The organism is Roseixanthobacter psychrophilus (genome assembly GCF_043195195.1).
Taxonomy (GTDB): domain Bacteria; phylum Pseudomonadota; class Alphaproteobacteria; order Rhizobiales; family Xanthobacteraceae; genus NCEH01.
The window spans coordinates 75599-89514 of record NZ_JBAFWT010000010.1 but is presented as its reverse complement, the minus strand read 5'-3'; the positions used below and the strand labels follow the sequence as shown (position 1 = coordinate 89514).

Annotated in this window: 15 protein-coding genes; 2 read left to right on the top strand and 13 right to left on the bottom strand. The window is 63.7% G+C overall.

The genetic code is table 11. The features are described 5' to 3' along the window. Positions 1-30 precede the first annotated feature (30 nt). The 10 genes from V5F77_RS11850 to eno form a co-directional block, all read right to left on the bottom strand. On the bottom strand, positions 31-309 hold the full coding sequence (locus V5F77_RS11850; RefSeq protein ID WP_429005554.1) for a GlsB/YeaQ/YmgE family stress response membrane protein: 279 nt from the start codon (positions 307-309) through the stop codon (positions 31-33). Between the two features lie 39 nt (positions 310-348). Further along, a complete protein-coding gene (lpdA, locus tag V5F77_RS11845) occupies positions 349-1767 on the bottom strand; it encodes a dihydrolipoyl dehydrogenase (protein WP_429005553.1) in 1419 nt (472 codons plus the stop codon). A gap of 162 nt (positions 1768-1929) precedes the next feature. Continuing rightward, positions 1930-2166 carry a YdcH family protein gene (locus V5F77_RS11840; protein WP_429005552.1) on the bottom strand — a complete coding sequence of 79 codons (237 nt, stop codon included), beginning with the start codon at positions 2164-2166 and terminating at the stop codon, positions 1930-1932. 145 nt (positions 2167-2311) lie between these two features. Next, on the bottom strand, positions 2312-3682 hold the full coding sequence (locus V5F77_RS11835; protein ID WP_429005551.1) for a pyruvate dehydrogenase complex dihydrolipoamide acetyltransferase: 1371 nt from the start codon (positions 3680-3682) through the stop codon (positions 2312-2314). Positions 3683-3695: 13 nt separating this feature from the next. Next, positions 3696-4439: a hypothetical protein gene (locus tag V5F77_RS11830; protein ID WP_429005550.1), complete on the bottom strand. Its 744-nt coding sequence runs from the start codon at positions 4437-4439 to the stop codon at positions 3696-3698. After that, positions 4436-5842, bottom strand: coding sequence for a pyruvate dehydrogenase complex E1 component subunit beta (locus tag V5F77_RS11825; protein WP_429005549.1), 1407 nt, complete (start codon positions 5840-5842; stop codon positions 4436-4438). The genes V5F77_RS11830 and V5F77_RS11825 overlap by 4 nt, the downstream gene beginning before the upstream one ends. A gap of 9 nt (positions 5843-5851) precedes the next feature. Continuing rightward, on the bottom strand, positions 5852-6187 hold the full coding sequence (locus V5F77_RS11820; RefSeq protein ID WP_429005548.1) for a hypothetical protein: 336 nt from the start codon (positions 6185-6187) through the stop codon (positions 5852-5854). Positions 6188-6194: 7 nt separating this feature from the next. After that, positions 6195-7205, bottom strand: coding sequence for a pyruvate dehydrogenase (acetyl-transferring) E1 component subunit alpha (gene pdhA, locus V5F77_RS11815; RefSeq protein WP_429005547.1), 1011 nt, complete (start codon positions 7203-7205; stop codon positions 6195-6197). 165 nt (positions 7206-7370) lie between these two features. Then, positions 7371-7685 (bottom strand): FtsB family cell division protein, encoded by a 315-nt coding sequence (locus V5F77_RS11810; protein WP_429005546.1) that lies wholly within the window; start codon positions 7683-7685, stop codon positions 7371-7373. Positions 7686-7871: 186 nt separating this feature from the next. Further along, a complete protein-coding gene (gene eno, locus V5F77_RS11805; RefSeq protein ID WP_429005545.1) occupies positions 7872-9155 on the bottom strand; it encodes a phosphopyruvate hydratase in 1284 nt (427 codons plus the stop codon). A 173-nt stretch (positions 9156-9328) separates the two neighbouring features. Between eno and queF the strand changes: the two genes are divergently transcribed. Together queF and V5F77_RS11795 are read left to right on the top strand one after the other, a co-directional pair. After that, on the top strand, positions 9329-9781 hold the full coding sequence (queF, locus tag V5F77_RS11800) for a preQ(1) synthase (RefSeq protein WP_429005544.1): 453 nt from the start codon (positions 9329-9331) through the stop codon (positions 9779-9781). Positions 9782-9783: 2 nt separating this feature from the next. After that, a complete protein-coding gene (locus V5F77_RS11795; RefSeq protein WP_429005543.1) occupies positions 9784-10791 on the top strand; it encodes a hypothetical protein in 1008 nt (335 codons plus the stop codon). A gap of 60 nt (positions 10792-10851) precedes the next feature. Here V5F77_RS11795 and V5F77_RS11790 read toward each other — a convergent pair whose 3' ends face one another. The 3 genes from V5F77_RS11790 to V5F77_RS11780 form a co-directional block, all read right to left on the bottom strand. Further along, the gene (locus V5F77_RS11790; protein WP_429005542.1) at positions 10852-11172 is read right to left on the bottom strand and encodes a DMT family transporter; all 321 of its coding nucleotides are present in this window, start codon (positions 11170-11172) and stop codon (positions 10852-10854) included. Between the two features lie 143 nt (positions 11173-11315). Further along, positions 11316-12194 carry a VOC family protein gene (locus tag V5F77_RS11785; RefSeq protein ID WP_429005541.1) on the bottom strand — a complete coding sequence of 293 codons (879 nt, stop codon included), beginning with the start codon at positions 12192-12194 and terminating at the stop codon, positions 11316-11318. A 31-nt stretch (positions 12195-12225) separates the two neighbouring features. Next, positions 12226-13854: a CTP synthase gene (locus V5F77_RS11780; RefSeq protein ID WP_429005540.1), complete on the bottom strand. Its 1629-nt coding sequence runs from the start codon at positions 13852-13854 to the stop codon at positions 12226-12228. Between the last annotated feature and the right edge of the window lie 62 nt (positions 13855-13916).

Genomic DNA, 13916 nt, shown 5'->3' with positions numbered 1-13916 from the left:
CTGCCGGCAGCGCCGGACCGGCCACGGTCCTCAGCGGGCGCGGATGCGGCGCCACACCCACAGCACGATGATGGCACCAATCACGGCGGCGATGAGCGTCCGGAAAAATCCGTAGACCGGCACGTCCGCCCATTCCGCCAGCTTGCCGCCGACGAACGCCCCGATCAGCCCGAACACGAGGTTCGCCAACAGCCCGTGGTCGCTCTCGGTGATCCGCTCGGCGATCCAGCCGGCGATGAGGCCGATCAGGATCATGGTGAAGAAGCCGACGCCCGGCTGGCTCAACGCGGCATAGGTCTCGCCATCCATGGTGCTGCCCCTTCGTCCGCCCCGGCCCGTGCCGCTGGACTACATATGGATAACGCGCCCGTAAGCGTCCAGCACACTTTCGTGCATGGTCTCCGACAGGGTCGGGTGCGGGAAGATGGCGTGGATCAGCTCTTCCTCGGTGGTCTCAAGATTCATGGCGATCATGAAGCCCTGGATCAGCTCGGTGACTTCCGCGCCGACGAGATGAGCGCCAAGCAATTCGCCGGTCTTCTTGTCGAAGATGGTCTTGACCAATCCCTCGGGCTCGCCGAGCGCGATCGCCTTGCCATTGCCGATGAAGGGGAAGCGACCAACGCGGACCTCGCGGCCCTGCTCCTTGGCCTTCTTCTCGGTGAGGCCGATGGAGGCGACCTGCGGGTTGCAATAGGTGCAGCCGGGAATCTTGTTCTTGTCGATGGGGTGGGTATGGAGGCCCTTGATGGTCTCGACGCAGATCACGCCCTCATGCTCGGCCTTGTGCGCCAGCATGGGCGCGCCCGCGACGTCGCCGATGGCATAGAGGCCGGGCACATTGGTCCGGCCATAGCCGTCGGTGACCACGATGCCGCGCTCGATCTTCACGCCCACGGCCTCAAGGCCAAGGCTGTCCACATTGCCTACGACGCCGACGGCGGAGATCATCCGATCCACGGCGAAATCATGCTTCGCGCCCTTCTCGTCCTCGACATGGACGGTGAGGCTGTCGGCATGTTTGGTCACGCCGCTGACCTTGGCGCTGGTGAGGATCTTCATGCCCTGCTTTTCCAGGCGCTTGCGCACATGGGCGGCAATCTCCTCGTCTTCCACGGGAAGGATCTGCGGTAGAACCTCCACCACGGTCACATCGGCGCCCATGGTCTTGTAGAAGGATGCGAACTCGATGCCGATGGCACCCGAGCCCATGACCAGCAGGGACTTGGGCATCTTTTCCGGAACCATGGCCTCGAAATAGGTCCAGATCAGCTTCTTGTCGGGCTCCAGGCCCGGCAGGGCGCGCGGGCGGGCGCCAGTGGCAACGATGATGTGCTTGGCGCTGTAATCGCCGCCGCCGAGCGCGCCCTTGGGCGCATTCTCGGCCGCTTCCACCGTCAGCTTGCCGGGGGCGGAAAGCTTCGCCTTGCCCCAGATCACATCCACCTTGTTCTTCTTCAGCAGGAAGCCCACCCCCGTGGAGAGCTGGCTGGCAACACCGCGTGAGCGCTTCACCACCGCGCCCATGTCGAAGCCAATCTTCTCGGCGGAGAGGCCATAATCCTTGGCGTGCTCCATGTAGTGATACACTTCGGCGGAGCGCAGCAGAGCCTTGGTGGGAATGCAGCCCCAGTTCAGGCAGATGCCGCCGAGATGGCTCTTCTCCACCACCGCGGTCTTGAAGCCGAGCTGGGCGGCGCGGATCGCGGCCACATAGCCGCCGGGGCCGCCGCCGATGACGATGATGTCGAAATTGGTCTCAGCCATGGATTTCTCCTTCCCCTCCTGCGCCGCCGGACGCACCGCATCGGCAGAAGGGACCGGGTGGGAATGGGGCCGTTCCCGCCTTGCGCCCACCGGCGAGAAGCGCGGCAGGCGGCAAGGCCGGCGGGCCGGGTCCGGTGCTAAAACAGCGCCGGACCCCAGCCGTCAGCGGGTCAGGTAAGCGTAGATTTCGTCCTTCAGCCGCACGCGCTCCTTGCGCACGGTGTCGAGCGCGAGGTCGTCCATGGGCTCAAGATCGCTCTCGGCCTTGTGGACCACCTCGTTCACCTTGTCGTATTCGGTGACGAGACTGGCGAAGTGTGGGTCGCTCTGGCGCAGCTCATGGAGCTTGCCGGCATATTCCGGGAAGTCGGCGGCGAGCTGATGGGGCGTATGGGACATGTTTGCCTCGTTCTATTCTAGACGGCGGCACGCGCGCCGCATCCGCCTGCTACACCGAAGCCGCCGTGCGACCTTTGATCTGCCGCACGGAAAAAATGGCTCTCGCCACCATGGATCACACCAACATGGATCACACCAGCATGGATCACACCAGCATGGTCATGGGCTTCTCGATGAACTCCTTGAACGCGCCAAGCAGTTCAGCGCCGAGCGCCCCGTCCATGACCCGGTGATCGCAGGTGATGGTGGCGGTCATCTGGGTAACGATCTTGATCTCGCCGCCACGCACCACCGGCCGCTGTTCGGACGCGCCGATGGCGACGATGGAGGATTGCGGGGCATTGATGATCGCCACGAAATCCCGCACGCCCATCATGCCGAGGTTTGAGATGGAGGTAGAGCCGCCGGAATATTCCTCCGGCTTCAGCTTCTTGTTGCGCGCGCGCGTGGCGAGATCCCGCATCTCGTTGGAGATGACCGACAATGTCTTGGTCTCGGCTTTCTTGATGACCGGGGCATAAAGCCCGCCGTCGATGGCAACCGCCACGCCGACGTCGGAATTCTTCATGCGCAAAATGCGGTCCTCGGCCCACACGGCATTGGCGGCAGGCACCTTCTGCAGCGCCATCGCCATGGCCTTGATGATGAAATCATTGACCGAGACGCGATAAACCGGCTTGCCGTCCTTGTCCTTGGACGCCATGGAATTGACGGTCTCGCGCAGCTTCATCAGATCGTCGAGGTCGCAATCCACGCTCAGATAGAAGGTGGGGGTGAGCTGCTCGCTCTCCACCAGGCGCTTGGCGATGGTCTTGCGCATGCCGTCGAGCTGGACTTCCTCGAAGGAGCCCGCCTCGAACATGGCCTTGACCTGATCGGCGGTCGGGCCGCTGACGGCAGCCTTCGCCGGAGCGGCGGCAGGTGCCGAAGCGGTGGCGGAAGCTGCGGCGGCCGCAGGCGCGGCGGCCTTGGTGCCGGGCTGCGCGGTCTCAACATCACGCGCAACCACGCGGCCGTGGGGTCCGGAGCCGGGCAGCGCGGCAAGGTCGATGCCCTTTTCCTTGGCGAGGCGACGGGCGAGCGGCGAGGCGAACACGCGCTCGCCGTGGCCGTTCACCGCCGGTGCGGCGGCAGGCGCTGATGTGGCCGCCGCCGGTGCGGGAGCCGCAACTGGCGCAGGTGCAGCGGCCGGAGCAGGCGCCGGGGCGACTGCGGACGCCGCAGCGGGGGCCTTGGCATTGCCGGCGCCGGAGGCGACCGCCTTCGCGTCCTCGCCCTCGCCAGCCAGGACGGCGATGAGCTGGTTTACCGGCACATCCTGGGTGCCTTCGGCAACCAGGATCTTGGCCAGCACGCCTTCATCGACAGCCTCCACTTCCATGGTGGCCTTGTCGGTCTCGATCTCGGCGATCACATCGCCGGACTTGACGCTGTCGCCTTCCTTCTTGAGCCATTTGGCGAGATTGCCCTTCTCCATGGTGGGAGACAGGGCCGGCATCAGGATTTCGATGGGCATCTGCGTCGCCTTCTTAGAAACATTCGGTCTGCTGACGTCGAGTGAACACAAGCATTTTCTGGGATCGCGGGTGGCCCCAGTCGCCATAAAATTCCAAATCCCAGCCTTCAGCCCCGCCGCAGGCATGGAAAATCTGATCCCGCGTGTAGTGATAGGGATCGTGCGACGAGAATGTCACAACACCTCCAGGATCGTGGTGGAAAGGCCCATCGAACCCCTCCTCCGACACCTCGAAATATGTCGCATAGAGCCGCGCGGCCGGACGGAAATACGGCGCGGTACGCTCCAGACACTGAGATAAAAACCGCAGCGGAAGATGGGTGAAGACCGACTGAGCGATCCCCATATCGAACTGGACGCCGAACGGAGCCAGATCGAAATCGTCCGAGACGTTCAGATTGGCGCGCGGCAGCTTTCCGTCGAGGCCAAGCGGGACGATTTCCTGCGTCCAGCCGGCATCGAGCAAGCTCTCGTTCAGATCAATGCCGAAATAATTTCCGGCATTCAGAACCGGCACCAGGCACACCCCGCTTCTCAGGCTGCCGCAGCCGATGTCCGCCAATCTGTGATGCGCCTGCAACCCCTGCCCCAGCAGAAAATCCCGCTGCAGCGTCCCTATCTCATCCCACAGGCCGCCGATCACGGAACGGTGGGCGCCGAGGCGCACCGCTTCCGCGATCGTCGCGAGATCGTAATAGGGGTTGAGAAACTCAACCCGGTTCGGACTCCCGGCGGTCACTGGGGGCACCAAGCTCATTTGTAGGTCACCGCCCGCACCGCCTCGATCACATCCGCCACTGTCGGCAAAGCGAGCTTTTCGAGATTGGCGGCATAAGGCATGGGCACGTCCTTGCCGGTCACGCGCAAGACGGGCGCATCAAGATAGTCGAACGCATCGGCCATCAAGCGGGCGCAAATCTCGGCGCCGACGCCGGACTGGGCCCAGCCCTCCTCCACCGTGACGCAGCGGCCAGTCTTCTTGACCGACTCGATGATGGTCGCGGTATCCATTGGGCGAATGGTGCGCAGGTCGATGACTTCCGCCTCGATGCCCTGCTTAGCCAGTTCCTCGGCCGCCTTGAGCGCATAGGTCATGCCGATGGACCAGGCCACCAGGGTCACGTCCTTGCCGGCGCGGGCAATACGCGCCTTGCCGATGGGGAGAACGTAATCGTCCAGCTTCGGCACCTCGAAGGAATGGCCGTAAAGGATTTCGTTTTCCAGGAAGATGATGGGGTTGGGATCGCGGATCGCCGCCTTCAGCAGGCCCTTGGCATCGGCGGCGCTATAGGGCGCGATCACCTTGAGGCCGGGGATGTGGCTGTACCAGGAGGTGTAATCCTGACTGTGCTGCGCGGCGACGCGCGCGGCCGCGCCGTTCGGGCCACGGAACACGATGGAGCAATGCACCTGGCCGCCGGACATATAAAGCGTCTTGGCGGCGGAATTGATGATCTGGTCGATCGCCTGCATGGCGAAATTGAAGGTCATGAATTCCACGATGGGCTTGAGGCCCGCCATGGCGGCGCCGACGCCCATGCCGGCAAAGCCGTGCTCGGTGATGGGCGTATCCACCACGCGCTTGGCGCCGAATTCCTGAAGCAGGCCCTGAGTGATCTTATAGGCGCCCTGATATTCGGCGACTTCCTCGCCCATGACGAATACGTCGGCATCGCGGCGCATTTCCTCGGCCATGGCGTCACGCAGGGCCTCGCGTACGGTCATGGTAACCATTTCGGTGCCGGGGGGAACGTCGGGGTCCGGTTGCGTCTTCACCTGGGGCGGGTTGGCGACGGCGGAAGGCACTGAGGCCTGCGGCGCCGGTGCGGCGGCGGCGACCGGAGACGGCACAGGGGCAGCCGGCGGTGCATTCTCGGCGGCCTTCTGGGCCGGGGCGGGAGCGGCGTTGGCATCCTCACCCTCGCCCAGAATCGAGGCGATGGGGGTATTGACGGCCACATCCTGCGTGCCCTCAGGCACCAGGATCTTGCCGAGAATGCCCTCGTCCACCGCTTCCACTTCCATGGTGGCCTTGTCGGTCTCGATCTCGGCGATCACGTCGCCGGACTTGACGCTGTCGCCCTCTTTCTTGAGCCATTTGGTGAGATTGCCCTTCTCCATGGTGGGAGAAAGGGCCGGCATGAGGATGTCGATGGGCATGGCTTCAGCTCAGCTCTTGCTCGACGCGGGCTCGCTTACGCTCGCGGGAGCGGGCGAAGCGGGGCGCTGTCTCGTGAGATTGGAATAAGCGGAGGCCGCGGCAGCCGCGACCGTGAGGGAGGCGATGAACAGAATGAGGGCCTTGCCGACCCGCCGGGAATGGGACCCTGCCGCACCATCCCGCAGGCGGGCGGAAAAGGGCCAGAGCACCAATAGCGCCTGACGGCCCAAAGTCAGCGCACCGGAGGCGGCCTCGGCCCTCATTCCTTCGCGGATCGCGACGCCCCAGCTCGCGGCTGCACCCGCGAGCGAGACGAGAAGGAGGATGAGGGCCGGGATCGCCATCACCGCCTCAGCGCAGGATGTCGGTGTACAGCTCGGACGGATCGGGCTCGGGATCGTGGGTCGCGAAATCCGCGGCCGCGTTGACGATCTCGCGGATCTCTGCGTCGATCGCCTTCAGTTCGTCCTCGCTCACGAGCCCCTGCTCCAGAAGGCGCGCGCGCACCTGCTCGATGGGGTCGTGCTCGGTCCGCATCTTCTGCACCTCCTCCTTCGACCGGTATTTTGCCGGATCGGACATGGAGTGGCCGCGATAGCGGTAAGTCTGCATTTCCAGGATATAGGGGCCCTTGCCGTCACGGGCGAAGCCCAGCGCCCGCTCGGCCGCGGCCTTCACGGCGCGCACATCCATGCCATCCACCTGCTCGCCGGGGATGTTGAAGGAGGTGCCCCGCTTGGAGAAGTCGGTCTGCGCGGAGGCCCGGTTCACCGAGGTGCCCATGGCATATTTGTTGTTCTCGATCACATACACGGCCGGCAGCTTCCACAGCTCGGCCATGTTGAAGCTCTCATAGACCTGGCCCTGGTTCGCCGCGCCGTCGCCGAAATAGACCACCGAGACCGCGGCATTGTCACGGTAATGGTTGGCGAACGCGAGCCCGGTGCCGAGGGAGACCTGGGCGCCGACGATGCCGTGGCCCCCGAAGAACTGCTTCTCGATGCTGAACATATGCATCGAGCCGCCCTTGCCCTTGGAATAGCCGCCGCGGCGGCCGGTCAGCTCGGCCATGACGCCCTTGGCGTCCATGCCCGTGGACAACATGTGGCCGTGGTCGCGATAGCCGGTGATCACCTGATCACCCTTCTTCATGGCCATCTGCATGCCGACCACAACGGCTTCCTGGCCGATATAGAGGTGGCAGAAGCCGCCGATGAGGCCCATGCCGTACATTTGGCCGGCCTTCTCCTCGAAGCGACGGATGAGGAGCATCTCGCGATAGGCGTGAAGTTCCTGATCCTTGCTGAAGTCCGGTATCGCGCCGGGCACAGTTTCGGTGCGGGCTGCCTTTTTTACGGCCATCTCAACCTCGGGGACACGCTGGAACCGAGGAGTCTCTAGCGCACCTCCGGCACGGCTCAAAGCATGATTTGCACTGTGCTGCAGCGCAACACGTTGCAAACACTTGACTCTGCTGGATTGAACCGACTTTCAGTTAATTGATGTTGTGAACCCTAAATCAGTTCATCATCGTGGTTTCAGCAGCACCAGATCCTTTGCATTGACAAAATCAAGCTGGCGCCGCCCCTCCTCGTCCAGAAGGTCGGGATCCAGCCGATTGGCCTGGAGGAGCGAGACTTTGTTCTCGATCGCCCGCCGTTGCGCCTTCAGCGCGGCAAGGTCATTTTCGAGCTGAGCCATCTCCAGCTGGAAATTGCGCTTCGCCATAAGTCCGTGCTGACCGTTATAGGCGTGATAGGCGAAATAGCCGATAACGCCCCCGGAGAGGACATAAAGCAGCAGTGCGAACAGGAAGGAGCGCAGGCGCGAACGAGTTTGCATGCCGCCATCCTGCCGCATCCCGGTTGCCGGGGGGTTAAGAGTCGAGGCGCTTTGCCCTGGTGCCTCCCTGCCACGTGGTTACTCCGTTGCCGCTCCACGCTTCTTAGCGCGGCGCCTTGCCCCAGAACGCGAAAAGGCGAAGCGTTACCGCTCCGCCTTCCCCATCCCGAAACCTAAAGTCAACGCTCAGGCCAGCGCCTTCAGCGCGGCCTTGCCGGCATATTTGGCCGCATCACCCAATTCCTGTTCGATGCGCAGGAGCTGATTGTACTTGGCGGTGCGGTCCGAACGCGACAGCGAACCGGTCTTGATCTGCCCGCAATTGGTGGCCACGGCGAGGTCGGCGATGGTGGAATCCTCGGTCTCGCCGGAGCGATGGGATATCACGGCACGATAGCCCGCCTTATGAGCCATTTCAACCGTCTCCAGCGTCTCCGTGAGCGAACCGATTTGGTTCACCTTCACCAGGATCGCATTGCCTGTCGCTTCCTTGATGCCGCGCGAAAGGCGCGTGACGTTGGTAACGAACAGATCGTCGCCAACGAGCTGGCATTTGGAGCCGATGGTATCGGTCAGCAGCTTCCAGCCCGCCCAGTCGTCCTCGGACATGCCGTCCTCAATGGTGACGATGGGGTAACGCGACACGAGATCGGCGAGATACTTCACCTGGGCCTCGATGTCGCGGACCAGCTTCTCGCCCTCATAATGATAGGCGCCATCCTTGAAGAATTCAGTCGCGGCGCAGTCGAGGCCGAGGAGCACATCCTCGCCAGGACGATAGCCGGCCTTCTCGATCGCCTTCATGATGAAGGAGAGCGCATCGTCCGCGCTGAGCAGGTTCGGGGCGAAACCGCCCTCGTCACCCACATTGGTGTTGTGCCCGGCATCCTTAAGGCCCTTCTTCAGGGTCTGGAAGATTTCCGAGCCGATCCGCAGCGCATCGGCGAAGGTGGGCGCGCCCGCCGGCAGGATCATGAATTCCTGGAAATCAATGGGATTGTCCGCATGGGCGCCGCCATTGACGATGTTCATCATGGGCACCGGCAAGGTGCGGGCATTGACGCCGCCGACATACCGATAAAGCGGCAGGTTGTTGGAAATGGCAGCCGCCTTGGCCACCGCGAGCGACACGCCGAGAATGGCATTGGCGCCAAGACGGGCCTTGTTGGGCGTGCCGTCGAGGGTGATCAAGGTGGCGTCGAGCTTGGCCTGGTCCTCGGCATCGAAGCCGCCGACGGCATCGAAGATCTCGCCGTTCACCGCATCCACGGCTTTGAGCACGCCCTTGCCGCCGTAGCGGGTCTTGTCGCCGTCGCGCAGTTCCACCGCCTCATGGGCGCCGGTGGAGGCGCCGGACGGTACGGCGGCGCGGCCGAGGGATCCGTCTTCCAGGACCACGTCCACTTCCACCGTGGGATTGCCGCGGCTGTCCAGGATTTCACGGCCGATGATGTCGACGATGGCGGTCATTGGAAGGTCCCTCCCTGTGGGCTCTCGCGTCGCGGCGTCTCGCGCGCGCGCCGCTTCTAGCGCGAACCCGCACGCCTGCGAAGGGGCGAAGGCAGCGGCACCTTGCCTGATTTGGGCTAAGGTCCTGTTCCAGAACCCGTGCCAACCTCCGTTTCGCCGCTCAAGGACTTGCCATGACAGAAATCCGGCTTCAGCTCGGCCGAGAAACGGCCCTCCCCGCCTCGCCCGAGACCGCCGTCCTCGACCGCGTGCCCAATCCCCACTCCGATGTGGATTATGTGGCCCGCTTCACCGCCCCTGAATTCACGTCGCTCTGTCCGGTCACTGGCCAGCCCGACTTCGCCCATATCGTGATCGACTATGTGCCGGACCTGCATCTAGTGGAATCCAAGTCGTTGAAGCTCTATCTCGCCAGCTTCCGCAACCATGGCGCCTTCCATGAGGATTGCACCGTCGCCATCGGCAAGCGCCTCGTGGGCCTTCTGGCGCCGCGGTTTTTGCGAATCGCTGGCTATTGGTACCCGAGGGGGGGCATACCCATCGACGTTTTCTGGCAGACTGGGGTTCTGCCGACGGGCGCCTGGCTGCCGGAAACTGGAGTGGCGCCCTATCGCGGAAGGGGATGACCATGCCCAGTCTGGTAATCACCAATGGAGATTCGGCGGTGGAGCGGCTCAAGGCCGGCGGCATCGTCGGCCATTTTCTGCCGTGGCGGGATATGCTTCATGATGGCCCCGTGCCAGCCGACCCTTCGCTTGCCGTTGTCGCTGATGCGCGCGCCGCCTTTCTGGCGCAATCGCTGGGGTTGGAATTCGATTCCGTCCGCGCCGACTTTGCCGAGCGCGACGGCCAGCTTGAAATCCACATCGCCTTCAATGGAGTCGACTTGTGGTTCGAGCACGACCTCTACGACCAATTGCAGCTTATCCAGGTGCTCAATTATTTCGCGCGCGAGCCCGAGCGCCTTGGCTTGCGGCTGATCCAGGCGGATCATTATCTTGGGGTGATGGATGCGGGGCAGGTCCACGACCTCGCCAAGCGCGCCTGCGGGGTGAGCGCTATTCAACTTGAGACGGCAAGCGACGCCTGGGATGCATTCACCGCCCCGACGCCGCGCGCGCTGGCTCGATTCGTGAAGCAGGATGTTCCCGCCCTCCCCTTCTTGGTGCCAGCGCTGCGACGGGCGCTGGCGGAGTTGCCCGCGCCGCGCAGCGGCCTCTCCCTCACCGAGGAGCGCATCCTGCGGCAGCTTGCCGACGGGCCGCAGACGGTCGCCCAGGTCTACGGCGCTGTGCACAAGATGGACGAGGCGCAGTTCCTGGCCGACCTCCCCTTCTTTTTGCGGCTCGACGGTCTCGCCTTCGCCCACGAGCCCTTGATCGAAGGGCTGCCGTTCGCGTCCAGCGAGTGCAAGCCCTTCGAGATGCGCACGCCTGCCGGCCCGGAGGAAATCACCTATCGCACCTTTGCGACGGCGGAGATCTCCATTACCGACACCGGACACGCGGCGCTCAAGGGCGCGTTCGACCATGCCTGCGAGAATGCCATCGACCGCTGGCTCGGCGGAACACGGGTGCAGCCGGGCGCCATGTGGCGCTACGATCGCAACGGGGAAAGACTGATCGATCCGAATTGAGAGCGGGGCAGGTCAGCGCAGCCGAAGCTCCGCCTGCAGCCCTTCCTGCATCCGGCCCCCCTATGCCGGCGTCACCAGCTTCAGCCCGACAATGCCTGCGGCGATCAGCGCGATGCACACGAGACGCATCGTGCCCGCAGGCTCACCCAACACGAAAATGCCGACGATCACGGTGCCCACCAGTCCGATACCGGTCCACACCGCATAGGCGGTGCCGAGCGGCAGGTCGCGCAAGGAAAGGCCGAGCAGGCCGATGCTGGCGGTGAAGGTGGCGGCCGTGAAGACCGTCGGCCACAGGCGCGTGAAACCCTCGGTGTGCTTCAATCCATAAGCCCAGCCGATTTCTGCGATCCCGGCGAGTGCCAGGTAAACCCACGACATGTGACGCTCCGACAGACGGGGCCGTCCCCGCCGATCATATCACAGGGGCAAGGTCGTCCCGCCCCTCGGCGGCGCCAGCGCGGCACGCCTTATGAGAATATATTTTTCTCAGAGAGAATATCTTAAGAGATGCGGCGCCGAATTCAAGCGGCGCCGAGTGGACGCTCCACCACGATAGCGGCACCGAGCGCACTCGTCGGCTTCACCACCACGATGCCCTCGATTGCCTCCTCCACCATCCCGCGCGCCTGCAGAGAGCGTCGCAGGCTGGCAGCGCCGGCCGAATGGAAGCGGATCGCGGCGAGCCGCAATCCTTCGCCGGCCGGAGCGGGAACACCACAGCGCTCGGTGAAGGTGGCGCGGGTCATCAGGTCGATTTCGCCGCGTGGGGTCTGCGCCACATACCAATCGTTGCTGGCGCGGCGCGGGGTTACGCCGGTGAGGGTATCGAGGAAGCTGACGTGGTCGATGAGACTCTCGGACACCAGCACCACGCCTGCAACGTCTGTGATGCCATTGGCGTGGCGCTGCATCTCCGGCTGCCAAAAATTCTCGGGCTTGTGCTGTGTGCAGGTGAAGAACCCTACGTCCGGTGCCAGGGGATCAACGGCGAAGGCGAGCGAGAAGCCGACTTCCATGTCATTGCCGTCGGGCCGGCGGGCCAGGCGGGAGAACTCGAACAGATCGAACCCGCCGAAGCCGGCGGCGTCAAAAGTTGCCTTCTCTCCTGCGGGATCCGTTCCCTCCAGGGCCAGCATCGAAAGGCCCTCCTCGTTGCGCGCAAGGAAATCCTGATTGAAGGCACCGAACGAGAACCGCTCCGGCGTGCCGGCGGGAATCTTCTCCGGATCGGAGATCTCCAGCAGTTCGATGAAGAACCCTGGCATCTGGACGATGCGGTTCTGCGTGCCCCAGGGATGCTGGTTGCGCGGTGAGACGGTGAAGCCGAGCAAATCATAGACCTCCCCTGCTGCATCGAGATCGCGCACCACATGGACGACGTGATCGAGACCTCTGCGCATGGGAAAATCCTTTGGGAAAGGCGGGCTCGGGCTAGACGAGCCGGCTCTGCTCCATTGCTGCGCCAACGAAGGACGCAAACAAGGGATGCGGCTCGAACGGCCGCGATTTCAGTTCCGGGTGGAATTGCACGCCAATGAACCAGGGATGGTCGGCATATTCCACGATTTCCGGCAGCAGCCCATCCGGCGACATGCCGGAGAAACGAAGACCATGCTGCTCAAGGCGGTCCTTATAAGCGGTGTTCACTTCGTAGCGATGACGGTGCCGCTCGTAAATATCGCTCTCGCCATAGATCTCCGATACCCGGCTGCCGCCATTGAGTACGGCGTGGTAGGCGCCGAGCCGCATGGTGCCGCCGAGGTCGCCGGCTGCCGAGCGGCGTTCCAGCTCATTACCCTTCAGCCATTCGGTCAAAAGGCCAACCACCGGCTCACTGGTCTCGCCGAACTCGGTGGAATTGGCGTTTTGCACGCCGGCCAGGTTCCGGGCCGCCTCGATCACCGCCATCTGCATGCCGAAGCAGATGCCGAGATAGGGCACCTTGCGTTCGCGGGCGAACTGAGCGGCGCGGATCTTCCCCTCCGCCCCGCGCTGGCCGAAACCGCCGGGCACCAGTATGCCGTGCACATGCTCCAGGTATGGAGCGGGGTCTTCATGCTCGAAGGTCTCGCTCTCGATCCAGTCGAGATTGACCTTCACCTTGTTGGCGATGCCGCCATGGGCGAGTGCCTCGATAAGCGACTTGTAGGCATCCTTAAGACCGGTGTACTTGCCGACCACGGCGATGGTGACTTCGCCTTCCGGGTTACGCACCCGGTTCTCGATGGTGGACCAGCGCTTGAGGTTCGGTGCCGGGGCGGGATCGATGCCGAACGCGGCCAGCACCTCGGTGTCCAGGCCCTCGGCATGGTAGGCGGCGGGGACGGCGTAGATGTTGTCCACGTCCCGCGCCTCGATCACCGCACTTTCCCTCACATTACAGAACAGGGACAGCTTGCGTCGCTCCTCGCGCGGGATTTCCCGGTCGGTACGGCACAGCAGGATGTCGGGCTGGATGCCGATGGAGCGCAGTTCCTTCACCGAATGCTGGGTCGGCTTGGTCTTCAATTCTCCGGCCGAGGGGATGAAAGGCATCAGCGTGAGATGGATGAAGATCGCATGGCCGCGCGGCAGCTCATTCTTGAGCTGACGGGTGGCCTCGAAGAAGGGCAGGCCCTCAATGTCGCCGACCGTGCCGCCCACCTCGATCAGGACGAAATCATATCCCTCATTGCCTTCCAGGACGAAGTCCTTGATGGCGTTGGTGACGTGAGGGATCACCTGGACAGTCGCGCCGAGATAGTCGCCGCGCCGCTCCTTGGTGATGATGTCCTGATAGATGCGGCCAGTGGTAACATTGTCCCGCTTGGTGGCGGGGCGACCGGTGAAGCGCTCGTAATGGCCGAGGTCGAGGTCGGTTTCGGCCCCGTCGTCGGTCACGAACACTTCGCCATGCTGATACGGGCTCATGGTGCCCGGATCCACGTTCAGATAGGGATCCAGCTTGCGCAGCCGGACCGTATAGCCGCGCGCCTGAAGAAGCGCGCCCAAGGCTGCGGAAGCGAGGCCCTTGCCCAGCGAGGACACGACGCCGCCGGTGATAAAGATATAGCGCGCCATGGGCTTAGACTCTAATCCGCGCAAACGCGATTCGGCGAGAGCAATGCCGTTCCGGCATCGCC